Genomic DNA, 23,290 nt, shown 5'->3' on the forward strand with positions numbered 1-23,290 from the left:
AAAATACAATTGAATAGGATAAACATTTACAAAAGTCTAACAGTTGCACGAAAGTTAACGTTAACGTAAAATGTAATAATCGAGTGAAGGGAGGAATAAACATGTATAAAATTGATGAAGTCACAAAGCAAGTTGGTTTAACAAAACGTACACTTCGTTATTATGAGGAAATTGGTTTAATTCATCCCCCTGAACGTAGTGAGGGGAACATTCGCCTGTATACAGAAGAGGATATCGCCAGAATTAAAAGGATTGTGGAAGCGAAAGAAGTGTTAGGGATTACGCTTCAAGAAATGCAACATTTCTTATCGTTAAAAGAAAGAATGGAGCAAAGAAGAAATAGTGAGAATCCTCGTGACCGCGAAGTGATTCAAGAAATTAAAGAGATGCTTGAAAAACAAGTGCAAACGCTAGACGAGAAAATGGAGCAAATGCAGCGCGTAAAGGCGGAACTCGAAGATAGTTTACATCGCGCAGCGACATTTTTAGAGAATACAAAAGGAGAGTAATCAAAATGGAGAGCAAACAAAAACTAGGGAGATTGATTACAGTGGTGGCTACCTTCCTTGCCTTTTCGGGTATAGGGGTAGTCGATCCAATCTTGCCGATTATTGCTGAAAAGATTGGTGCATCGCATTGGCAAGTAGAGATGTTATTTACAGCATATATTTTAACGATGGCAATTATGATGTTACCAGCTGGAGTATTCGCATCGAGATTTGGTGATAAACGAATGATGACGATTGGTCTTGCGATTGTGACTGTATTTGCGTTTATATGTGGTATATCGCAAACGATTGCTCAATTATCTCTTTTCCGTGCAGGATGGGGATTAGGAAATGCGATGTTCTTCGCAACGGCGATGACATTATTGATTGCATTAAGTAAAGAAGTTCATGAAGCGGTAGGATTGTATGAAGCAGCTATCGGTTTAGGGATGGCAGGCGGACCGCTATTAGGCGGGATATTAGGTGGACATTCTTGGCGTTATCCATTTTTTGCGACGAGTATTTTAATTTTCTTAGCATTTATTTTAGTTTTCTTTTTTGTAAAAGAACCGGAGCGAAAAGTGAAACGTAAAGTGGCAGGCGTGGGAGAATTACTTAACCTGGTGAAGTATAAACCGTTTATGCAAGGTGCGATTTCAGGAATGTTATATTACTACGGATTTTTCGTTGTGTTAGCATATTCACCACTTATTATGCATTTATCTGCTATTCAATTAGGATTTGTATTTTGCGGATGGGGATTAGCGTTAGCTTACGGTTCTGCAATTTTAGCCCATAAGCTAGAAGGTAAATATGAGCCGAAAACATTGTTGAAAGGCAGTTTACTCGTATTTGCGCTTTTCTTAATCGCACTATTCTTTGTGAAAATTATGTGGTTACAAATTGTATTAATTGTTCTATCAGGATTAGCATCCGGATTAAATAATGCACTATTTACAAGTTATGTAATGGATATTTCACCTTATGAAAGATCTGTTACATCAGGTGTTTATAACTTCGTTCGTTGGTTAGGTGGCGCAATTGCTCCAATCTTATCAGGAATCATCGGTCACACTGTTTCACCGCAAAGTCCGTTTTTAGTCGGTGGAATTGTTGTGCTAGTCGGTTGTGTAATGATTTTAATTCCGGTTCGAAAGCCAGTAGAAGCAGAGACAAACGCCCTTTCTTAAGAAAGGGTTTTCTTTCCTGTTACAGGGCAATCCTTTTTCATATATATGTTAGAACCCTCTGACTAAAATATATTTTCGGTATTTTTTTACTTTTAACTATACTTTTTGGATGTTTTGTTTTATTTTTGTTAGGGGACATTAATGATGTCCCTATTATAAATTTGCATTGAGAGGCGTGATTGTACGATGGAACTATGGTTCACTGAAAAACAAACAAAACATTTTGGGATTACGGCGCGTATTAACCGCACATTACATACGGAGCAAACAGAATTCCAAAAACTTGATATGGTTGAAACGGAAGAGTTTGGAAACATGCTTATTTTAGACGGCATGGTTATGACAACAGAAAAAGATGAGTTCGTTTATCATGAAATGGTAGCGCACGTACCTTTATTTACACATCCAAACCCTGAAAACGTATTAGTTGTTGGCGGCGGTGATGGTGGTGTTATTCGTGAAGTGTTAAAACACCCAAGCGTAAAGAAAGCAACTCTTGTTGAAATCGATGGAAAAGTAATTGAGTACTCTAAACAATACTTACCATCAATTGCAGGTGCATTAGACAATGAGCGTGTAGAAGTAAAAGTAGGAGACGGTTTCCTACACATCGCAGAAAGCGAAAATGAATATGACGTAATTATGGTAGATTCTACTGAGCCAGTAGGACCAGCAGTAAACTTATTTACAAAAGGCTTCTACGCTGGAATCTCTAAAGCGTTAAAAGAAGACGGTATTTTCGTTGCACAAACGGACAACCCTTGGTTCACACCAGAACTAATTACAACTGTGTTTAAAGACGTAAAAGAAATCTTCCCAATTACTCGTTTATACACTGCGAACATTCCAACTTACCCAAGTGGTCTTTGGACGTTCACAATTGGATCTAAAAAACATGATCCATTAGAAGTAAGTGAAGAGCGTTTCCACGAAATCGAAACGAAATACTACACAAAAGAATTACACAATGCAGCATTCGCATTACCGAAATTTGTTGGCGATTTAATTAAGTAAGAGAATCGTATTGAACAAATAAAGTGTAAGTAGCTCATTTAAGGTGTTTGTCCAGAAGACTTGAACATGCTAGCTACTTACACTCCTGTAAAGAAAATCGTCTTCTTGTTATGAAACAGAAGACCCGGTAAATCGAGAAAGAGGAGCAATGCGCTCCAAATTTGAGAAATAATGAAAGGTTGGGATACCTTAAGTTCCACATAAGGAGGAAAAGAATATGCGTTTTGATGAAGCTTATTCAGGTAAAGTATTTATTAAAAGTCATCCAAGTTTTGAAGAGTCAAAGGTAGTTATTTACGGGATGCCTATGGATTGGACAGTAAGTTACCGTCCAGGTTCTCGCTTTGGCCCTGCACGTATTCGTGAAGTATCAATCGGTCTTGAAGAATATAGCCCATATTTAGATCGTGAACTAGAAGAGGTAAAATATTTTGATGCGGGTGATATCCCATTACCATTCGGAAACGCACAACGTAGTTTAGACATGATTGAAGAGTATGTATCAAAACTTTTAGATGCCGATAAGTTTCCACTAGGTCTCGGCGGTGAGCACTTAGTGTCTTGGCCAATTTTTAAGGCAATGGCAAAAAAATATCCGGATTTAGCAATCATCCATATGGATGCTCATACTGATTTACGTGAATCGTATGAAGGGGAGCCTTTATCCCACTCTACACCTATTCGTAAAGTGTGCGATTTAATTGGTCCGGAAAACGTATATTCTTTCGGTATTCGTTCTGGAATGAAGGAAGAATTCGAATGGGCAAAAGAAGTAGGTATGAACTTATATAAATTTGAAGTATTAGAACCGTTAAAAGAAGTATTGCCGAAACTTGCAGGACGCCCAGTTTATGTCACAATCGACATTGACGTATTAGACCCAGCTCACGCTCCAGGAACAGGAACGTTAGAAGCTGGAGGTATCACATCTAAAGAATTATTAGATTCCATCGTAGCAATTGCAAATTCAAATATAAATGTAGTTGGAGCAGACTTAGTAGAAGTAGCCCCTGTCTACGACCATAGTGATCAAACACCAGTCGCAGCAAGCAAATTCGTGCGGGAAATGCTGCTCGGTTGGGTGAAGTAAAAGTGAAGCCGACTGTTTAGACCCGGTGACTAAGGTTCTTTCCTGCAAAAGGTGCTTTTTTACCTTTTGGCAGGGAAGGTTCTTAGACGCAAGGGTCTAGGAGGCGTAACTGGATAAAGTAAAAGCGGAAGCGGCTTGTTTAGAATGTGAGGGGGATGGAGCTTTAGACGTAGAGGCGTTTTTTGCCTCGAAGGAAGAAGCAAAGCCACCAATCATTCTAGCTGCCATAGCTGCATAAAAAAAGAGCCTCCTATATGAATAGGGGGGCTCTTTTTTTATGCAACCTTCTCTTCAGAAGTAATGCCGCGAATTTCATCAGCAGAACGAATTGGATATTTGCGGAATATGATTGATCCGATATATCCAACAATCGTGGTAACGATTCCACATAGTATAGCAGCAATTGTTACTTTTACAACGTCATTAAATCCGAATAAGACAAGAAGTCCTGGGATTGGTGATGCTGTTCCTGGCGCATTATTAACGAGCTGGAACAGAGATGTAATAATACCAGCAAGTGCACCGCCAACGAAGTTTGTCGCATAAATTGGAATTGGATTTGCTGAAACAACATCGGCTTGTGTTAAAGGCTCGATTGCTACAGCGATTGTGTCTTTCTTTGAGCAAATTTTTAGTCGCTTAAAGAAAATAAAGTTCATTGGGGCTGAGGCTGCTACGGCAAGACTACCAATTGCCATTGGTAAACCTGTTAATCCAAGCATTGCAGTTAGTGCCATAGAACTTAATGGAGAGGTAGAAATAACTGTTATTAATCCACCAAGCATAATACCCATAATGATAGGACTTTCTGTAGTTGCAACTGAAATCATAGAACCGATTTTACCGAGTGTTGCGTTCACGAGCGGATCCATAAGCATAGCCATGCCGCGCGAGATTGGTGCGGCAATAAATAAAATTGCTAAAAATTCTACACCAGCTGGTAATTTCTTTTCGAGAAATTTCACGACGAAAGCACAAACGTATCCAGCGAAAAATCCTGGCAAAATACCGAACCCACTAGTAGCGATACCGATTAACACAGCATATACGGGTGAAACACCGATTGCTAGTGCGACTAAAATTGCCGCTGCGACACCGCTCATACTACCAGAAGCTTCTCCTACTGATTGTAAAAAGTCATTATGAAACATTTCTCCACCGATATAACGGTGAAATGCTTCAATAAGAAAACTTGCGATTGCTGCATTAGCTAAAGCACCCATTGCTTTCATGCCGTAAGGAGCACGGTAACTAAAAAGTGTAAATAGACAAAGTACAACAAGTAATAGTGCTAAACCTTGCAAGATAGCCATTTGAAAACTGTCTCCTTTGATTTTTGTAATAAAAATTCGTATCATTCAATAATAATATAAAAGTTTGTTAAACGGAAAAATTTTTTGATGGGAATTTGCTATAAAGGGAAAAACTCTTACAATAATGTAAGGAAAGTGTAAGGCGTTTCGATAGAGTATAGTATGTTGTTTTTCGTATAATACATGTATAGACATAAGGTTAGTGAGAAAGAAGTGCAAACAGGAGGCGCATTTATGAAATTGGTAATTAAAGTTTTAGCTGTGTTCGCCATTATTTTAGGGGGAACAGCATATTATTTAAACACAAAAACAGAAGGTGTACATGCTTTTGTAGACAACTTCTTTTCAAATAAAGAAATACAAGATTATTATGCGGTTATAGATAAAGGTGAGAAAAAAGATGGAGAATACTTATATACCTTTAAAGGGTATACAGAAGACGGAAAGTTACAAGTTGTGAAAAGAATGATGAACCGTGAATTGCATACGGGAGCATTTATAAAAATTTATGCAAAAGGTATGCAAGGAAAAGGATGGGCTGAAATCTCAAAAGAATCAATTCCGCAAAAAGCGTTGGAAAAAATAGAAAAACCATAAAAGGAGCGACTCATTCGCTCCTTTTTTAGTGCGTTAAAATGGTAATCGATGTCTTTTCTTTGTTAGAAATGATTTTTGCACGTCCGCCAATTGGGAAAGTGAAAATCGGGGTTGTATGCCCGAAACTTGCGTTTGCAATGATAGGGATATGTGAAAGTTCAGGTTTTGCAGCGATCATTTCTTGAATGTCTTCTATCGTACATTCTGCACCTTTTTGCATCTTTCCTATAACGATGCCCTTTACGCACTCAAAATCTTGTTGCTGCATAAGGGAATGTAAATAACGATCAAAAGTTTTAAGAGTAGCTGTTCCAGTTAAACTATCCTCTTCAAGAAATAAAATTTTATCCTGTAAATTTGGCATATACGGTGTACCTTGTAGTAAATTCAATGTGCTCATATTACCACCGATAATCACTCCAGTTGCTTCGCCTTCGTGAATGGAAACGTATCCTTCATTTTTAATGAACTCTCGATTTTCCTGATCGATGTACCAAGAATCATCGCTCCATTTTTCAGATGGCAGGACTTCAATAGGCTCATTAGAAGTTAAGCTTTTTAAAAAGTAATCAGTCGTATATTCGAGACCTTTTTCCATTCCAAATGAAGAGAAATGGGGTCCTGAATATGTAACGAGTCCTGTTTTTGCGTAGATGGCATTATTTAAAGCGGTAATATCAGAATAGCCACAGAAAAACTTTGGATTTTCTCGAATTAAATCATAATCGAGATGTTTCAATAAACCATTAGAGTTGTATCCGCCAAGTGTCGTTAAAATGGCCTTTACATTCGGGTCTCTAAATGCTTCATGGAGGTCTTGAATGCGTGAAGAAATGGAAGAAGAAGCAAATCGATCGATCTCATCAGCATATGTTGAGAATGTAACTTGAAAGCCCATGTCAGTTAATCTTTTTATAGCAAGCTCTTGGTTCGTATTTGAGACAATACTTAAACTACAAGATGGTGAAATAACTCTAATTTCATCACCTTTTTTCAATGTTGTTGGTAGCACATAATTCACCTCTTTAAATGAAAGAATATTTAGATTTAAAAAATATTTTATCATATGAAATAAGGTGAAGGTGAATTATTTTTCGAAAAGGAGTTTTCCTGATTTTTCAGCAGACAGACAGAGGTTTTTTTTGATATGATAGGAAAAGTGATTTATTATATACATTATTTAATATCTATAACATGTGAAGGGTGTGCAAGACGTGGAGAAACAACTTGCAGGCTTGCCGGTACACGTTCATTTCGTAACAGAAATCCGTGAAGGGGCGAGGAAGGAAACCGTTGCTTTTGAAGCAAATGGTCAATACTATGTAAAAGGTCAAGGTACATATGTAACATTCCAAGAGCCGAACGAACAGGGCGAAGTGAAAACAATTATTAAAATTCAAGGTGAACAAGTTCTCATTATGCGTTCAGGTGCTGTTTCAATGCGTCAAACGCATGTGAAAGGTGAATGGACAACTGGTACGTATACGAGTGAACTTGGTACGTTTGCATTGCAAACGAAAACGGATAACGTTCTTTTTAAATGGTCGGATGAAAAGAAAAAAGGACAACTCTTCTTAACGTACGCATTGCTTCTAAGTGAACAAGAAGCTGGCAGATATACAATTACACTTAATTTGAAGGAGGCAAAATAATGAATTCTTTAGAACAAGTAAAAGGATTAATTAAAGAAGAAATTCAAGCTGCTGTATTAAAGGCAGAATTAGCGACAGAAGAACAGATTCCAAACGTTGTATTAGAATCTCCAAAAGATAAAACAAACGGTGACTTCTCTACAAATATGGCAATGCAACTTGCACGCGTTGCGAAAAAAGCACCTCGTATGATTGCAGAAGAATTAGTTGCAAACTTCGATAAAGCAAAAGCTTCTATTGAAAAAATTGAAATCGCAGGTCCTGGTTTCATTAACTTCTATATGGATAATAGCTACTTAACAGACTTAATCCCAACAATTGTTAACGCTGGCGAAGCTTACGGTGAAACGAATACTGGTAAAGGTGAAAAAGTACAAATTGAGTTCGTATCTGCGAATCCAACAGGTGACCTTCACTTAGGACATGCACGTGGTGCGGCAGTGGGTGACACTTTATGTAACGTATTAGCAAAAGCAGGATACGATGTATCTCGTGAGTACTACATTAATGACGCTGGTAACCAAATTCATAACTTAGCTCTTTCTGTTGAAGCTCGTTACATGCAAGCTTTAGGCCTAGAGAAAGAAATGCCAGAAGACGGATACCATGGTGCGGACATCATTGGAATCGGTAAGCTTTTAGCTGAAGAATTTGGTGATCGTTATGCAAAAGCTGATGCAGAAGAAAGCTATGAGTTCTATCGTTCATACGGTTTAAAATATGAGTTAGCAAAACTTCAAAAAGACTTAGAAAGCTTCCGTGTTAAATTCGATGTATGGTTCTCAGAAACATCATTATACAAAAACGGAAAAATCGATGCTGCACTTGCAGTATTAAAAGAGCGTGATGAGATCTTTGAAGAAGGCGGTGCAACTTGGTTCCGTTCTATGACTTACGGTGACGACAAAAACCGTGTATTAATTAAAAACGACGGTTCTTACACATACTTAACGCCAGATATCGCTTACCACCGTGATAAATTAGAGCGTGGTTTCGATAAGTTAATCAACATTTGGGGTGCTGACCACCACGGTTACATTCCTCGTATGAAAGCTGCTATTCAAGCACTTGGTTACGATAAGGAAACACTTGAAGTAGAAATCATCCAAATGGTACAACTGTACCAAAATGGTGAAAAAATGAAGATGAGTAAGCGTACAGGTAAAGCAGTTACACTTCGTGAGCTTATGGAAGAAGTAGGCGTGGACGCAATGCGTTACTTCTTCGCAATGCGTAGCGGTGATTCTCATTTAGACTTTGATATGGACTTAGCTGTATCAAAATCTAATGAAAACCCAGTATACTATGCACAGTATGCTCATGCTCGCGTATGCAGTATCCTTCGTCAAGGTGAAGAGTTAGGATTAGCTACAGGCGGAGACGTGAACTACAAACTTGTTACTTCTGAGAAAGAAGTAGAGCTACTGAAAAAACTTGGTGAATTCCCAGCTGTAGTTGCGGATGCAGCGCAAAAACGTCTGCCACACCGTATTACAAGCTATGCATTTGAATTAGCAGCAGCATTACACAGCTTCTACAATGCAGAAAAAGTATTAAACCAAGACAACTTAGAATTAAGTAAAGCTCGCTACGAGTTAATGAAAGCAGTGCGCACTACACTTCAAAATGCATTAGCAATCGTAGGAGTATCTGCACCAGAAAAAATGTAATAAAGAAAAGCGGAAGCGGCTCGTTCAGAATAGGAGGGGGATGGAGCTCCTGACAGAGAGGCGTACTTTGCCTCGGAGAAAGGCGCGAAGCCACCGAGTATTCTAGCTGCTGGAGCTAGACAATAAAGAAAAGCGGAGCCGACTGTTTAGTCCCGCGGGCTAAGGTTCTTTCCCACAGAAGATGCATTTTATCTTCTTGTGGGGAAGGTTCTTAGGCAGAAGGGGCTAGGAGGCAGAGTTGGACATAAAGAAAAGCGAAGCCGACTTTGCGCTTTTAGTAAAAGGCAATCACACGATGTTGTGATTGCCTTTTTGTATGGAAATAATAAAAAAATAAAATTTTATCAAACAAAAGGAGAATTTGCGTCGTCTTATATAAATGACAGGAGGTTTAAGATGGAAGAAAAGGTAGAAGAATTAATTGATATATATAAGCAGCAAATATATTCCTTATGCTATAAATTAGCGAAAACGAAAGAAGATGCAGAAGATATTTTTCAGGAGACTTGGATAAAAGTTTTTTCCTCTAGGCACCAGCTTTTCTGCGTGGAAAATTATAAAAAATGGATTACTACAATTTGTGTTCGTACGTTTTATGACTTTTATCGTAAGAAGAAAAGGTGGAAAGATCGCGTATTAGATTTGTTTCATAAAGAGTATGGGGGAGAAGTCGATTTCGCAGATGAAGTGGATATATCAGAAGAATTAATTCAAAAAGTGGAAGCGGAAATGATACGGGAAGTTATACAGTTATTGAATGAAAAATATAAAACCGTGCTCGTACTCTACTATTATGAACAATACTCTTATAAAGAAATGAGCGAAATATTAAATATACCGATTGGTACGGTGAAATACCGCCTTAATTATGCGAAGAAGCAAATGCGGGAACATTTGGAGGGGGTCGATTATGACGGGAGATAAGTTTGATCAAAAGATAAAAAGTAGCTTAGCGGGAGAGGTGATTCCTAGCTCAGAGCTGCTAAACAATACGAAAAATAGTGTGCGAAAGGCTCGGAAATTAGAGAAAAGATGGTTTGTTTTTATACATGTTATTTGGATTGTATTATTAACAGTTGTTGTAGAACAGTTTGTTGTTCATTTAGATAATAAAATACCTATCATAATAGCAATTGTTATAGTGATGCACTTATACATTCCGATATATGTTGTCATACAGTCATTTTTAAAGAAGGAGTATAAATTACATGATAGAGTTCGCTAATCCATTTGTAGTATTTGAGATAGCTGGGATTACAATGCTTTTGACTCTTATAGCACTTTTAGTATGTGTAGCATCATGGGTATATACAGATGCAAAAACGCATGGAATAAGTAAGTGGTGGAGTGTTATAGCGATTGTATTGCCATTTTTTATTGGGGTTTTGTTATATATGATACGAAGAAGTAAAAAGAAAATAGAAGGAGAACATACAATGAAGGCTATGAAAAAACAAAAGATAACATTAATTGTCATATTTGCAAGTGCAATGTTTGTATTGCTGAGCGGCTTTGCTTTCGTTCAAACGTTAGATGATATGTGGAAAGCCGGTGATATATATTTAGAAAGTGAGAAGCAAGGAGAGACAAGTTATGAAGCAAAATTCTCATCATGGGATATTGCTGGGAAAGGTATTGAAATTCAGTACGAGAAAGATACAGAAGTGACATTTTCTTATGAGACAGATGCAAAACGTGGTAATTTATGCTTTAGCTTGTATGAAAGAAAAGGGGAAGGGATAAAAGAGTTAAAGGAAATTTGTGAATCGAAAAAAGGTACTTTTACAGTTACATTAAAAGCGAATGAAAAATATGTGTTTAATATAAGTGGTGTAATGGTGAAAGATGGATTTGTGAAAGTGAATTGGGAAGCAAAATAAAGAGCCTTGAGAAAGGCCCTTTATTTTATTGGATAGTATAAGTAACAGAAAAGCTAACAGGACTATAGTAAACGAAAGGTGCATGAAATTGAACGTACATATTTCCATCTGTTTTTGCAGTGAAAATTCTGCCGTACCCATCAGAATAACGCCCGATAAGGTTATGATTTGAGTCATAAACACTGTAACTAGGAGTTTTGCTATTAGGTTGAATTGTTAACTCTTGTCCCTTTTGAAGGAAAACAGGTTCTTGTTCAGAACTACTTCCAGTTTGCAAGGAATAAAATTTTGTAAAGCTGTGTTCTTGAACGGCAGCAGCGACCTTGGTTTCGGGAATAAACGCGGTAGCACCAGTAATTCCTGCTAAAGTTAACGCACCGGCTAAAATCATTTTTTTCATAGTAGAAAAAGCCTCCTTATTAGTTGTAATCATTTTTGTTACAGTTAATATTGTATATGATAATGAGCAGGAGGGAATATGCTTTTATGCATATATGTATTTTCTCAATAAAAGACCACTGATAAAAATCAGTGGTCTTTTAAATGGTTAAGCAGCTTTCTGTTCAGTTTGAGTAACTGGTTTTTGAAGTGTATTATAAACTCCTGTCCCGATAACCTCTAATGCCATCTTCATACGTTCAGGTGAAATGTTTTCTAACACATTATCTTGAGGTGTATGGTATACCTTCTCAATATGGTAGATTAATGGATTCCAACTATCGACACCCATCCAAATAAATAGAGCGGCAGGAATACCAACTTCAGCAAATGGGACGTGATCACTAGAGCCGAATTTCCCTTGCAGTACGAGGTCATTATTTAATTGTTTACCTGCTTGTAAGGCCGCGTCTGTTACAAGATTTGGAGAACCGTTAGGCGTCATGGCATATAAATTCTTTGCTTTATCGTAATTTGTTGCAACCATGTCTGCATTAAAGATACCTAAAATTCGATCGCGTTCTTTTTGGGGCAGACTATTAACGTAATAATCGGAGCCAAGTAAGCCAGTCTCTTCAGAACCAAAAGCAATAAAACGAATTTCTTTATCAGTTTCTACATTTTGGAAAGCACGAGCTAACTCTAATACTAATCCTGTACCAGAAGCATTATCGTTTGCTCCAGGTGCTCCAACTACGCTATCATAGTGCGAACTTACAACGACAGCTTTTTCATTACCTTTACTATTTTTTGGTTTCTTTTTAGCGATGACATTTAGTGATGTTAATTTAGATTCATGTCTCGCCTTTAGAGAAAGAATTGTTGTCCCTTTTTTAGCGATTTCCTCTTTAAATGCATTTCCTTGCGCATAAGCAAGACCGAAGACAGGGATAGACTGCTTTTTCGTTAGGCGGGGATTGAAGGTTTGCCCATAATTTCCGCGTCCGCCAATTAAACTGTATAAAAGGACACCTTTGGCTCCTTTGCTAACAGCATTTTCAACTTGTTTATTATAGTCTGCAACTGTTGTTCCTCTTTCAAATAGAACAATTTTTCCGTTTACTTCATTGGGGATATCTTCTAATTTTGTCCCACCTTGAACAAAGATAAGAGGGGCTGTAACAGCTTCTGTAGAAATTAGTGCGTTAGGGGCAGCGCCAGCTTGCCAATTACGCTTTGTGGATAATGGTGAGTCAATAAATCCAACGTATTGATCAGGCACTTGAAATGGTTGATATTCTACTTCATAGCCCATTGATTTAAGTTGCATACCAACGTAGCGAGAAGCCCATTCTTCTGATTTTGTCCCACCAGGGCGAGGACCAATTGTTTCGGATAAGAAACGAATGTGTTCGATGGCGCGGCTTGCATCAACTTGTTTGGTGATAGGTGAAGTCTGTGTGATTTCTGACGTAGAATCAGCTTTGGCTTGTCCGATTGGAGCTAAGCTAACAGCGAGTGATACAGCAAGCAAAGAGCTTACTATTTTTTGTTTCAAAGATTTTTTCATTTTTTCCTCTCCTATTCTTCTATTCTCTCTGACTGACAAAAGAAGACGGATAACGACTTCATTTTACCGTTACCCCATTGTTTTTTCAATATTCTGACATTGAGAAATAAAAAAACGCTATATGCATATTTGCATATTTTTGATGGAGATATGTATGCTATCATTTTAAATGAAGGTTCGCTTTCTGCTTGGAAAGCTCCTACATTGCATGAATCTAGTGTACCCAAACTTTAGATTATGTAGAGAAAAGAATCCTATAGGGTTCTTTTCTCGTGTTTGAATCATGTGATGATAAATATGTTTCCGCATTTCATACTTATCATCAGTGATATATGTAAGGCATCCATATGAAAATACGAGGCTGTTCAAAGGTTTTCCGTACTTTTGGGCAGCCTCACCCCGTTAAAAGGACGATACTCTATGTATCGTCCTTTTTTGCATAAAAAAACACCCAATCAAATGTTCACTTGATTGGGTGTGAAAAACTATTAATAATATTTTTTTCGTTTTGTAGCTAAAATACTTAACAATCCAGCTAGTAGAAGTACGATGCCTACTGTTTGAGTAGGATCATTTTTGTGACCTGTATTTGGAAGTTCTTTACCTTTATTTCGGTCATCTTGCTGTTTGTTTGTTTGTGTTTCAGGGTTTTCTTTTTCTAGTTCTTCAGAAGTTCCCTTACCATGTGTTTCAGGATTACCTTTTTCTAGTTCTTCGGAAGTTTCTTTACCATGTGTTTCAGGATTACCTTTTTCTAGTTCTTCAGAAGTTTCTTTACCTGTTTCCTCTTCTTTATTAGGAGGAGTAATTGGTTTATCATCTCCACCTGGTGAAGAATCAACTTTTTTATTTGAAACTGTAATTTGTAGTGGTGCAGCTTGAGCTTTTTCAATTGTAAAGTTTATCGGTGATGCATCCAATTGATAGCCAGCAGGAGCCTTTGTTTCCACTAATTGATAATTACCAGGTTTCAAATCATTTACGATTAATTTACCATGTCCGTCTGTTTGTAAACCTTCTCGTACTACTTTTCCGTCTTGGTCTAAAATATTGAAAATGGCACCTTCAAGTGTTCCATGGTGATCAATATCAACTTTAGTTAACTCCATTGAACCTGTCGTTAAACTATTTAAAGCTGTAACAGAAGTAACTTGAGATTGTCCTTTCGTAATTGTGAAAGGAATTGGCTTAGCGCTTAAATCATATCCAGTAGGAGCTTTCGTTTCAACGAATTGATAGTCTCCCGGACGTAAATCAGAAACAGAGATTTTTCCATCTTTATCAGTAGTTAAATCAGAACGAACGTCGTTACCGTTTTGATCAACGATTTTAAAGATAGCACCTTCAAGAGTAGAGTTGTCAATGTCGTCGACTTTAGTTAATTCCACAGCACCCTTAGTTAAGCTATTGGTAGCAGTAACAGAAGCTGTAGCCGTTTGACTCTTTTCAACAGTAAACTTGATAGGATTTTGATTTAAGTCGTAATGAGTAGGAGCTTTCGTCTCAATAAACTGGTAGTCTCCCGGACGTAAATCAGAAACAGAGATTTTTCCATCTTTGTCAGTAGTTAAATCAGAACGAACGTCGTTGCCGTTCATATCAACGATTTTAAATACTGCGTTCTTAAGAGCAGTACCGTCGACATCATCTACTTTAGAAAGTTCAACAGCGCCTTTCGTTAAGCTATTGGTAGCAGTAACGGAAGCGATTTTTTCTTGCCCTTTTTTAACTGTGAACTTAATAGGTGTTTCGTTTAAGTCATAATGAGTAGGAGCTTTTGTTTCGATAAACTCATAGTCTCCTGGTGGTAATTCATCTACAACTAAACGGCCGTTTTTATCAGTAGTTAAATCAGTGCGGACGTCGTGTCCATCCTTATTAACAATTTTAAATACAGCACCCTCAAGTGTTGTGTTTTCTTCAACATCATCCACTTTAATTAACTCCACACTACCTTTCGTTAAGCTGTTCGTAGCTGTAACGAAGACATGTTTTGTTTGACTTCTTTCAATTGTGAACTTAATAGGTGTTTCGTTTAAGTCATAATGAGTAGGAGCTTTCGTTTCAATAAATTGATAGTCTCCAGGTTGTAAGTCTTTCGCGATGATTTTTCCATCTTTATCGGTAACTAAATTCGTACGAATATCGTTACCGTTCATATCAGTAATTTTAAATACCGCACCTTCTAGCATTTCTTTTGCATCTAGAGAGTCAACTTTCGTTAATTCCACGCCACCTTTAGTTAAGCCATTTTTAGCAGTAACAGAAACGTGAGTTGGTTGGCTTTTCTTGATAGTGAAAGGAATCGGTGTTTTATTTAAATCATAATCTTTAGGAGCTTTCGTTTCAACAAATTGATAATCTCCTGGTCGTAAATTAGAAGCAGAAACTTTCCCGTCTTTATCAGTAGTTAAATTCGTGCGAACAACTTTACCTTTCGCATCAATGATGTTAAATACTGCATCAGAAAGTTTTGTATCTAGATTCATATCATCCACTTTAATTAATTCAACAGCACCTTCAATTAAGCTGTTAGTAGCAGTGACTTGTAGTTTCTCTGATTGGCTTTTCTTAATTGTAAATTTAAGCGGTGTGCTGTCTAATTTGTAGTGTTCAGGAGCTTTCGTTTCAACAAACTGATAGTCTCCTGGACGTAAATCTGGAACAGAGATTTTTCCAGATGCATCTGTCGTCAGATTAATGTGAACATCATTGCCATTACTTAAATCAATGATGTTAAATACTGCGCCTTTAAGGGCAGTGCCATCGACGTCATCCACTTTAGAAAGCTCTACCGCACCTTTAGTTAAACTATTTTTAGCAGTAACAGAAATTGGTTCGGCTTGTCCTTTTTCAATAGTGAAAGGAATCGGTTCTTTATTTAAATCGTAGTGTTTCGGAGCTTTCGTCTCCACGAATTGATAATCACCAGGACGTAAGTTAGAAACGCTAATTTTGCCTTGTGAATTTGTAGTAAGATTCTCGCGAATTACAGTACCCTTCACATCAACAATGTTAAATACTGCGCCTTCAAGAGTAGTACCATCGACGTCGTCCGCTTTAATAAGTTCAACGCCGCCTTTAGTTAAACTATTTTTCATAGTAACAGTAGCAATATTTTTCTGGCTTTTTTCAACTGTAACTATCATTGGCTTTTTGTCTAAATCATAATGTTTAGGAGCCGTTGTTTCGACAAATTGATACGTACCAGGACGTAAGTTTTCAACAATGATTTTTCCTTCACCGTTCGTTTTTAAATCTGTTTTAAGTAATTTACCGTTTTGATCTAGTAAATTAAACACGGCATCGGCAAGCTTTGTTTGATCATTTAAATCATCCACTTTAATTAATTCAATACTACCTTGTTTTAAACTATTTTTAGCGGTTAAAGAAATAGTCTCCTTCTGTCCTTTTTCAATAGTGAAATTGATTGGTGTTTCATCTAAAACGTAATGCTTAGGAGCTTCTATTTCGATGAATTGGTAATCACCAGGACGTAGGTCGTTAATTTCAATTTTCCCCTTACCATTTGTAACAAGGCCTTTATGAATTACAGTACCCTTCATATCAACAATGTTAAATACTGCGCCTTCAAGTTTAGTGCCATCGATGTCATCTACTTTAGAAAGTTCCACTGCACCTTTTGTTAGAGCGTTTTTAGCTGTAACGTGAAGAATTTCAGTTTGGCTTTTCTTAATTGTAAATTCAATCGGTGTTTTATTTAAATCGTAATGTTCAGGAGCAGCTGTTTCAATAAATTTATACGTACCAGGACGTAGGTTTTCAACAACAATTTTTCCTTCATCATTTGTTTTTAATCCTTCTTTAACTACTTCTCCGTCTGCATCTAATAAATTAAATACAGCATGAGCGAGCTTCGTATCAGTATCAATATCGTCAATTTTTGTTAATTCAACGCTACCTTTTTTCAACGTGTTTTTACCTGTAACAGTAATTTTTTTCGTTTGACTTCTTTCAATTGTAAATGGAATCGGTGTTTCGTCTAACACATAATGTTCAGGAGCAGCTGTTTCAACAAACTGATAGTCTCCCGGACGTAAGTCAGAAACCGAAATTTCGCCTTTGTCATCTGTAACAAGGTTTGTACGAACTTCCTTACCGTTCATATCAACAATTTTAAATACTGCATCTTTCAGCATTGTACGATCGATGTCATCTATTTTTGTTAAAATGATGCCGCCTTTCGTTAAGCTGTTAGTAGCGGTAACGGTAATGTTTTCTTGTTGACTTTTTCCGATAGTGAACGGAATAGGGTTTTTGCTTAAATCATAGTCTTTTGGAGCTTTTACTTCAATAAATTGATAGTCACCCGGGCGTAAATCAGAAGCAGAAACTTTACCCTGTTCATCAGTAGTTAACCCTTTACGAACGACCTTTTTAGTATCATGAGCATCAACAATGATAAATTCTGCACCTTTAAGTGTAACGCCATCAACGTCATCTACTTTAGTTAAAGTAACGCCACCTGTAAGTAAACTGTTTTTTACAATTACAGGGACTGGCAGATCATCCTTGCTGCCTTTTTTAATCGTGAACTTAATAGGTGTTTGATCTAATTTATAATGCTCAGGAGCTGATGTTTCAATAAATTGGTAATCTCCTGGTGCTAAATCAGGAATAACTAGTACTCCATAATCATCTGTTTTTAAATCTTTTGCAATTTCTTTGCCAGTTGCGTCTTGTAATGTGAATACCGCGCCGGCAAGAGCAATACTACTTTCCACATCATCTTCTTTAATAAGTTTAACTTTTCCTTTCGTTAAACTATTTTTAAATGTAAGTGGAAGAAGTTTTTGTTGTCCTTTTTCGATTGTAAATTCAATAGGTTCTACATTTACATCGTAATAAGTTGGAGCCTTTGTTTCGATAAGTGTATAGTTACCAGGACGTAAGTCGTCTACAACTAGCATTCCTTTACTATTCGTAACAAGTTCCGTACGAACAACTTCATTCGTATCTCTATTAACGATTTTAAATACTGCACCTTCAAGTGTTTCCTTTTCATCTGCAGCATTCACTTTTGTTAATTCAATACCGCCTTTTGTTAAGCTGTTTTTAGCAATAACAGTAGCTGATGTTGTTTGACTTTCTGTAATTGTAAATTTAATCGAATTTGTATTTTTATCGTAATACTTTGGTGCTGTTACTTCGATAAATTTATAATCGCCTGGGCGTAAACCAGTAGCGATAGCTTTACCATCCGCACCAGTTGTTACATTTTCGCGAATGACTTTCTTTTCATCATTCGCATCAACAATTTTAAATACTGCACCTGCAAGAGCTGTACCATCGATATTATCAACTTTCGTTAATTCAACATCTCCTGGTTTTAAAGCATTTTCAGCTTTCACAAGTAGAGTTTTTTTCTGATTTCTATCGATTGTAAATTCAATAGGTTCTGCTCGTAAAACGTAATGTTCAGGAGCAGCTGTTTCAATAAATTTGTACGTACCAGGACGTAAATTACTAACTTTAAATTTCCCCTTTTTATCGGTAGTTAAGTTAGTGTGAGGGGGAACTTCATTATTATTTGCATCGACAAGCTTGAATACTGCACCTTCTAGCGGCTTTTTCTCACCAAACTCATCAACTTTTAATAATTCCACTTCTCCTGTTTTTAAACTGTTTGTTGCCGTAACGGTAGCTAAAGATTGTTGGCTTTTGTCGATTGTAAACGTAATAGGATCTGTGTTTAACGTATAATCCTGTGGAGCTTTCGTTTCAATAAATTTATACGTGCCAGGCTCTAAGTCTTTAACAGTTACTTTGCCATCTGCGCCAGTTGTTACATTTTCGCGAATGACTTTCCTTTCATCATTAACATCAACAATTTTAAATACTGCGCCTGCAAGAGCTGTGCCATCGATATCATCAGCTTTTGTTAAAATGACGCCACCTTTAGTGAGGTGATTTGTCGCTGTAACAGTAACTGCGTTCTTTTGACTTTTTACAATTGTAAACTCAATTGGTTTTTTATCTATGTCATAGTCTTTTGGAGCTTTTTCTTCAACAAATTGATAGTCTCCAGGACGTAAATTTTTTGCTTCAATTTGTCCTTGAGCATTTGTCGTTAATTTTCTATAGCCAGGGATTATTTTGTTATTTCGGTCTCTTACACTGAACTCCGCACCTGCTAAAGTTTTTCCGTCTTTATCGACTTTTGTTAAAATGGCCGATCCTGGAATCAAACTGTTTGTTACAGGGTGGTTTATTACTGTTGTTTGATCTTCTTCGATTTTGACCTCAATCAGTTGACCATCTAATTTATAATGTTCAGGAGCCGTTGTTTCTTGTAAGTAGTACGTTCCTGGTTTTAAATTATCTACAGTAATTTGTCCTTGAGCATTTGTTGTTAATTTTTTATGTTCAGGAATAACTTGTTTGTTTTGATCTAGTAAAGAGAAAACCGCATGTTCAAGTTTTTCCCCGCTCTTAGCATCAGTTTTTGTAAGTACTACTTTCCCGACAAATTTCTTATTTGTAAGGGTATATTTTGTAATTTCTTCAGAACCTAGCTCAACAAGTATACCTTCTTTTAATGCTTTACTAATTACATAACCTTTAGGTGCTTTCGTTTCTTTAATCATATATTTATCACGTCGTAAGTTGTTAAACTTAGCGATACCGTCATCACCTGTTGTAATTGTTCGAATAGCGGTTGTACCTGTTTGATCATATAAAGTAAATTCTGCTCCGGCTAATGGCACTGTTTGATCTTTATCATCAACCTTTATAATTTGAAGGCTTCCGCGTCCTTTACTAGCAGAACCACCACCTGATCCTGTAGATACTTTAACAACTACGTCTTCAGTAGTTTTCGTTTCCTCTAGTACTAAACGGTGACCAGTAATATTAGCTTTATTGCTTACTGTTTCCATATGATCTGCATTAATGAGTGAGCGATATTCTAAAATATAAGCTCGATCAATCGTATGAAGGAATTCAACTTTAAATTGTTGTTTCCCTGTATTGTTGTCTGTTATTACTTTGAGTTTATAGTCTGTTCCTTCTTTTAATTCATTTGTTGTATCTTTCGTTAAAGTGCCATCCACGGCTACTGTTGTCGGGTATAGGTGGAAGGACTTTTCATCAAGCATTTGATTGTCTGTCGGTTCATCTGTTACGACTGCATTTTCAATAGTTGATTGACTAGGGTTAATAGAAACGCTCCAATCAATGTACTTGTCATTTTGTTTTGCTTTTTTCATAACCCCGCTACCGCCATTTGTGATTTCAAATGCACCATGAACAGTAGTAACAGTTTTCGATCCATCTTTTAAATCAGCATAATTATCATAGCGCTTATTAATTTGTTCGCCTGCGAGTGAAGTTTTAAAGCTAACATAATAAGCAGAATTAATTTCGTTTTTAAAATGAATCGTTAATGTATTGTTGTTATCTTTTGTTGGATTTTCTATCGTATAATCGTCAGGTGAAACGGGTGTACCTACTTTAAATCCATGCGCACCACCGGTTAATTCCATATGGTAAACCTCAATGGAGCCTGGTATAAGTTTTTGATTATTTTTTAATACGTCAACGATAGAAGGGTCCTTAATCTTCATATTATTATAGTTAAACCCTATGTCCCATTTAATTTCTTTCGTTTGGGCATTGTAAGAGCCGTATTTAAATCCGTTTCCTTTTGTGTAGTAATCAGGATCAAATGTATCGTCGGATGAACTATTTTTCTTTTTATCATTTATGTCTATCCATGATAGATTTGCTGTATTTTTGAATGATTTATTATCCTTCTCTTTGGATAGATTCTCGTAATTAAAGTCTGTTGTGTATGTGATAGTTAAAGTTTTATCCATATTAGACTTGTAAATACCAGCTAGTTTCACTTCGAATCCTTTATCAGTTACATGAAGTGTGTAGTCATGTCCTAATTTAAGTTCATTTGATCCGTCAGTAATCTTGAAACTATTTTCCTGTAACGTTAGACCACCAAAGTCAAATGTATCCTTGATAACAGCATCGTTTAACACGTAATTGTTATCATTTACAATAATTGTCCATTTGGTTGTTTTCGCATTGTAATCTGTATCGCCTGCATTTTTATTATGTTTCTTGATGATGTTTTGTTGTTGTAATGTAACTTTATCTGTTTTACTTGAACCACCATCTGCGATAATTTTATTTTCGATTTCTCCATCTGTGATGACATCACTCGCGGCCTTTGATGTGTAAGTAATCACATAGGCACTATCAATATCAGTAGTAAACTGTAAATCAAATCCCTCAGTCGTTCCTTTTATTGTGAAGTTTGTAGCATCGTCACCAGTGACAATTTGCCCACTATCATTATAAGAAGCATTTTTTACAACAATAGAACTTCGATCAACTTTATGATTCTTATCTAGAATATCTTTTAAAAGAGCAGCCTCTTTTTTGATCTTTTTTTGGTCACCGTTATAAGTGATCGTCCATTCGATTGTTTGTGTTTTTGGGTTGTACTTGCTAGTTTTTTCTAGATGGGTACCGCGTGAAACAGTTACAGTTGCATTTGCAGATACATCTTTTTGGTTCTTGCTGGATACTTTTGCGTTGTTTTTGAAACTTGTAACACTTTCATCTGTAATCTTTGTCGCATATTCAATTTCATATGCTTTACTCGTTTCATTTTTAAAAGCGATATTTAATTTATCAGAGGATGAAGTAAGTTCATATTCTTCTTTAGGAACTTCTGCACCACGAGTTGTATTCCCGTTAATATCTACTTCTAAATAATAAACCTTAATAGAATCTTCATTTAGGCTTGTTCCTTTTGGAATGTCATCTTGAAAGACGGCATTTGTAAGCTTATCTTTCGTCTTGTTCATTTCTACTTTCCAATTAATTTGATTCGTATTAATCGGTCTGTCAGGCACACCTTTTTTATTTATAGAGTTTGTTACTTTAGGTTTGAAATCAAGTTCAATAACAACCTCTTTTTCTTTAATAGGGAATGGGATTTGTTTTTCTGTAGTCCCTGTAATTTTTACTTCATTAAACTCCGTACGAATGTTTAAATGTCCAGCTATATCAGGATGATCTTCAACATACTCGTTAAAAGTCATCGTTACTTTGCCATCAGGCGTAACAACGAATGATCCAATCGTATGCCCTTTTCCATCTATTAAATCTTGTGTAATGGTATTGTGGACAATAAAGTATTCTGGGAGTTGGAAAGTAAAGTAATCACCTTCTTTGACGTTCAGCGATTTCAAGACTTCCCATGTAAAATCGATTTGGGTAATAGAATTTGGATTTGGACGATTATCCGTATCATTAAATGGCTTACCGTCTTTATCCGTTAATGTGACACCTGTTAAAATATTTTCTGTAATTTGCTTAGGTGATGGATCCGGATTCTCAACAGGTCGTTCTGTTGTGTTATCACCAGGATTTTTCGTAGGTTGCTCTGCACCACCATTTTTTTGTTCATCCACAGGTTGCTGAGCATCACCGTTCTTTTGTTCATCCACAGGTTGCTGAGCATCGCCATTCTTTTGCTCATCCGCAGGTTGCTGAGCATCACCATTCTTTTGCTCATCCACAGGTTGCTGAGCGTCACCGTTCTTTTGCTTATCCACAGGTTGCTGAGCGTCACCGTTCTTTTGTTCATCCACAGGTTGCTGAGCGTCGCCGTTCTTTTGCTCATCCGTAGGTTGTTCTGCAGTGTCCTTATTCGTAGTAGGTGAAGCAGGGCTATCTACTTGAACGGGAATTGAAATAGACTTAGCTGTTGTACCTAGAGGGAACGAGAGCTGAACAGATTTTGCACCAGGTTTTAAATCAGGATTGAATACTGTATCAAAATTGATTTTTCCGCTAGCACCTTTGAAATCTTTTACTTGATCGTTAAATACTAGTTTCATTTTGTTATCGTTTGCTGTAACAAAATATTGACCAATAATTTGCTGATCTGCCATCAGATTGCCTTGTTGATTATTTTGAACTTTTAATGCGTTAGGTATTTGGAGCACTGCTGAGTCTGTTTGATGATCTTTTATTGACCAAGCATATTCTAGGTGAATGGTTGATCCTACTTGTATTAAGTTTTTAGGATTTAATGCTTCGTCAATAATATGATTCGTTGCATCTTTCATTTCAACAGTGTCAAATAATGAATTGCCTGTTAATGTTTCCGCTTTTACTTGATTGTATGGAAAACTAGCAAGCTGTGAAAATAGTACGAATACAATTAAACATATATTGAAAAGTTTTTTCATTGTGCCTCCTTTATGAATCCTTCTATTGCATAAAAATGCTTTGTGAAGAGATTGTTTATCATGGATCAATGTGATTTACGTAATGCCTCCTTTACTACGTATACTCTTTAGGGAAAGTATTCATATTCGATGCTTTGTAACGTAAAACAAAATGTATATTCTAATAATATAGGGAATGAATATACAAGTTTCGACAAAAAATGTCGAATA

15 protein-coding genes are annotated in these 23,290 nt (G+C 36.6%); 10 read left to right on the forward strand and 5 right to left on the reverse strand.

Annotated features, from left to right (window positions below; all coding sequences use genetic code 11):
• The first annotated feature begins 101 nt into the window (after positions 1 to 101).
• From PDL00_RS21260 to speB, 4 genes are all read left to right on the forward strand, one after another.
• Complete coding sequence (locus PDL00_RS21260; protein ID WP_222661311.1) at positions 102 to 509, forward strand: MerR family transcriptional regulator; 408 nt, start codon at positions 102 to 104, stop codon at positions 507 to 509.
• A 5-nt stretch (positions 510 to 514) separates the two neighbouring features.
• Complete coding sequence (locus PDL00_RS21265; RefSeq protein WP_270731036.1) at positions 515 to 1,678, forward strand: MFS transporter; 1,164 nt, start codon at positions 515 to 517, stop codon at positions 1,676 to 1,678.
• 186 nt (positions 1,679 to 1,864) lie between these two features.
• Positions 1,865 to 2,692, forward strand: coding sequence for a polyamine aminopropyltransferase (gene speE / locus PDL00_RS21270; RefSeq protein WP_000424696.1), 828 nt, complete (start codon positions 1,865 to 1,867; stop codon positions 2,690 to 2,692).
• A gap of 217 nt (positions 2,693 to 2,909) precedes the next feature.
• Positions 2,910 to 3,782: an agmatinase gene (gene speB, locus PDL00_RS21275; protein WP_270731039.1), complete on the forward strand. Its 873-nt coding sequence runs from the start codon at positions 2,910 to 2,912 to the stop codon at positions 3,780 to 3,782.
• A gap of 275 nt (positions 3,783 to 4,057) precedes the next feature.
• On the opposite strand, the gene PDL00_RS21280 is transcribed toward speB, so the two are convergent.
• Entirely contained in the window at positions 4,058 to 5,095 is a 1,038-nt protein-coding gene (locus PDL00_RS21280) for a PTS sugar transporter subunit IIC (protein ID WP_242254437.1), read from the reverse strand.
• A 234-nt stretch (positions 5,096 to 5,329) separates the two neighbouring features.
• On the opposite strand from PDL00_RS21280, the gene PDL00_RS21285 reads away from it, so the two are divergent.
• The gene (locus PDL00_RS21285) at positions 5,330 to 5,692 is read left to right on the forward strand and encodes a YxeA family protein (protein WP_061680051.1); all 363 of its coding nucleotides are present in this window, start codon (positions 5,330 to 5,332) and stop codon (positions 5,690 to 5,692) included.
• Between the two features lie 25 nt (positions 5,693 to 5,717).
• Here the strand turns inward: PDL00_RS21285 and PDL00_RS21290 are convergent, their stop codons facing one another.
• The gene (locus PDL00_RS21290) at positions 5,718 to 6,704 is read right to left on the reverse strand and encodes a S66 family peptidase (RefSeq protein ID WP_270731042.1); all 987 of its coding nucleotides are present in this window, start codon (positions 6,702 to 6,704) and stop codon (positions 5,718 to 5,720) included.
• Positions 6,705 to 6,906: 202 nt separating this feature from the next.
• Between PDL00_RS21290 and PDL00_RS21295 the strand changes: the two genes are divergently transcribed.
• The 5 genes from PDL00_RS21295 (at position 6,907) to PDL00_RS21315 (ending at position 10,894) form a co-directional block, all read left to right on the forward strand.
• Entirely contained in the window at positions 6,907 to 7,344 is a 438-nt protein-coding gene (locus PDL00_RS21295; protein ID WP_000414871.1) for a DUF1934 domain-containing protein, read from the forward strand.
• Positions 7,344 to 9,014 carry an arginine--tRNA ligase gene (argS, locus tag PDL00_RS21300; protein ID WP_001086441.1) on the forward strand — a complete coding sequence of 557 codons (1,671 nt, stop codon included), beginning with the start codon at positions 7,344 to 7,346 and terminating at the stop codon, positions 9,012 to 9,014. The genes PDL00_RS21295 and argS overlap by 1 nt, the downstream gene beginning before the upstream one ends.
• A gap of 396 nt (positions 9,015 to 9,410) precedes the next feature.
• Positions 9,411 to 9,938 (forward strand): RNA polymerase sigma factor, encoded by a 528-nt coding sequence (locus PDL00_RS21305; protein WP_242254441.1) that lies wholly within the window; start codon positions 9,411 to 9,413, stop codon positions 9,936 to 9,938.
• Entirely contained in the window at positions 9,925 to 10,239 is a 315-nt protein-coding gene (locus PDL00_RS21310) for an anti-sigma factor (RefSeq protein WP_242254444.1), read from the forward strand. The genes PDL00_RS21305 and PDL00_RS21310 overlap by 14 nt, the downstream gene beginning before the upstream one ends.
• On the forward strand, positions 10,223 to 10,894 hold the full coding sequence (locus PDL00_RS21315; RefSeq protein ID WP_270731045.1) for an anti-sigma factor: 672 nt from the start codon (positions 10,223 to 10,225) through the stop codon (positions 10,892 to 10,894). Before PDL00_RS21310 ends, PDL00_RS21315 begins: the two co-directional genes overlap by 17 nt.
• Before the next feature lie 25 nt (positions 10,895 to 10,919).
• On the opposite strand, the gene PDL00_RS21320 is transcribed toward PDL00_RS21315, so the two are convergent.
• The 3 genes from PDL00_RS21320 to PDL00_RS21330 all read right to left on the reverse strand — a co-directional run bounded on the left by PDL00_RS21320 (position 10,920) and on the right by PDL00_RS21330 (position 23,080).
• Positions 10,920 to 11,294, reverse strand: coding sequence for a hypothetical protein (locus tag PDL00_RS21320; RefSeq protein WP_242254447.1), 375 nt, complete (start codon positions 11,292 to 11,294; stop codon positions 10,920 to 10,922).
• Positions 11,295 to 11,441: 147 nt separating this feature from the next.
• Complete coding sequence (locus PDL00_RS21325) at positions 11,442 to 12,842, reverse strand: M28 family metallopeptidase (protein ID WP_270731047.1); 1,401 nt, start codon at positions 12,840 to 12,842, stop codon at positions 11,442 to 11,444.
• Positions 12,843 to 13,330: 488 nt separating this feature from the next.
• A complete protein-coding gene (locus tag PDL00_RS21330; protein WP_270731049.1) occupies positions 13,331 to 23,080 on the reverse strand; it encodes a SpaA isopeptide-forming pilin-related protein in 9,750 nt (3,249 codons plus the stop codon).
• Positions 23,081 to 23,290: the final 210 nt, after the last annotated feature.

It is taken from the genome of Bacillus cereus group sp. TH152-1LC (assembly GCF_027710505.1).
Lineage (GTDB): Bacteria > Bacillota > Bacilli > Bacillales > Bacillaceae_G > Bacillus_A > Bacillus_A mobilis.

What these genes read in the sequence shown, in the direction of transcription:
- PDL00_RS21260 (WP_222661311.1), top strand. Translation starts at nt 102, where the DNA reads ATGTATAAAATTGATGAAGTCACAAAGCAAGTTGGTTTAACAAAACGT.
- PDL00_RS21265 (WP_270731036.1), top strand. Translation starts at nt 515, where the DNA reads ATGGAGAGCAAACAAAAACTAGGGAGATTGATTACAGTGGTGGCTACC.
- speE (WP_000424696.1), top strand. Translation starts at nt 1,865, where the DNA reads ATGGAACTATGGTTCACTGAAAAACAAACAAAACATTTTGGGATTACG.
- speB (WP_270731039.1), top strand. Translation starts at nt 2,910, where the DNA reads ATGCGTTTTGATGAAGCTTATTCAGGTAAAGTATTTATTAAAAGTCAT.
- PDL00_RS21280 (WP_242254437.1), bottom strand. Translation starts at nt 5,095, where the DNA reads ATGGCTATCTTGCAAGGTTTAGCACTATTACTTGTTGTACTTTGTCTA.
- PDL00_RS21285 (WP_061680051.1), top strand. Translation starts at nt 5,330, where the DNA reads ATGAAATTGGTAATTAAAGTTTTAGCTGTGTTCGCCATTATTTTAGGG.
- argS (WP_001086441.1), top strand. Translation starts at nt 7,344, where the DNA reads ATGAATTCTTTAGAACAAGTAAAAGGATTAATTAAAGAAGAAATTCAA.
- PDL00_RS21305 (WP_242254441.1), top strand. Translation starts at nt 9,411, where the DNA reads ATGGAAGAAAAGGTAGAAGAATTAATTGATATATATAAGCAGCAAATA.
- PDL00_RS21310 (WP_242254444.1), top strand. Translation starts at nt 9,925, where the DNA reads ATGACGGGAGATAAGTTTGATCAAAAGATAAAAAGTAGCTTAGCGGGA.
- PDL00_RS21315 (WP_270731045.1), top strand. Translation starts at nt 10,223, where the DNA reads ATGATAGAGTTCGCTAATCCATTTGTAGTATTTGAGATAGCTGGGATT.
- PDL00_RS21320 (WP_242254447.1), bottom strand. Translation starts at nt 11,294, where the DNA reads ATGAAAAAAATGATTTTAGCCGGTGCGTTAACTTTAGCAGGAATTACT.
- PDL00_RS21325 (WP_270731047.1), bottom strand. Translation starts at nt 12,842, where the DNA reads ATGAAAAAATCTTTGAAACAAAAAATAGTAAGCTCTTTGCTTGCTGTA.
- PDL00_RS21330 (WP_270731049.1), bottom strand. Translation starts at nt 23,080, where the DNA reads ATGAAAAAACTTTTCAATATATGTTTAATTGTATTCGTACTATTTTCA.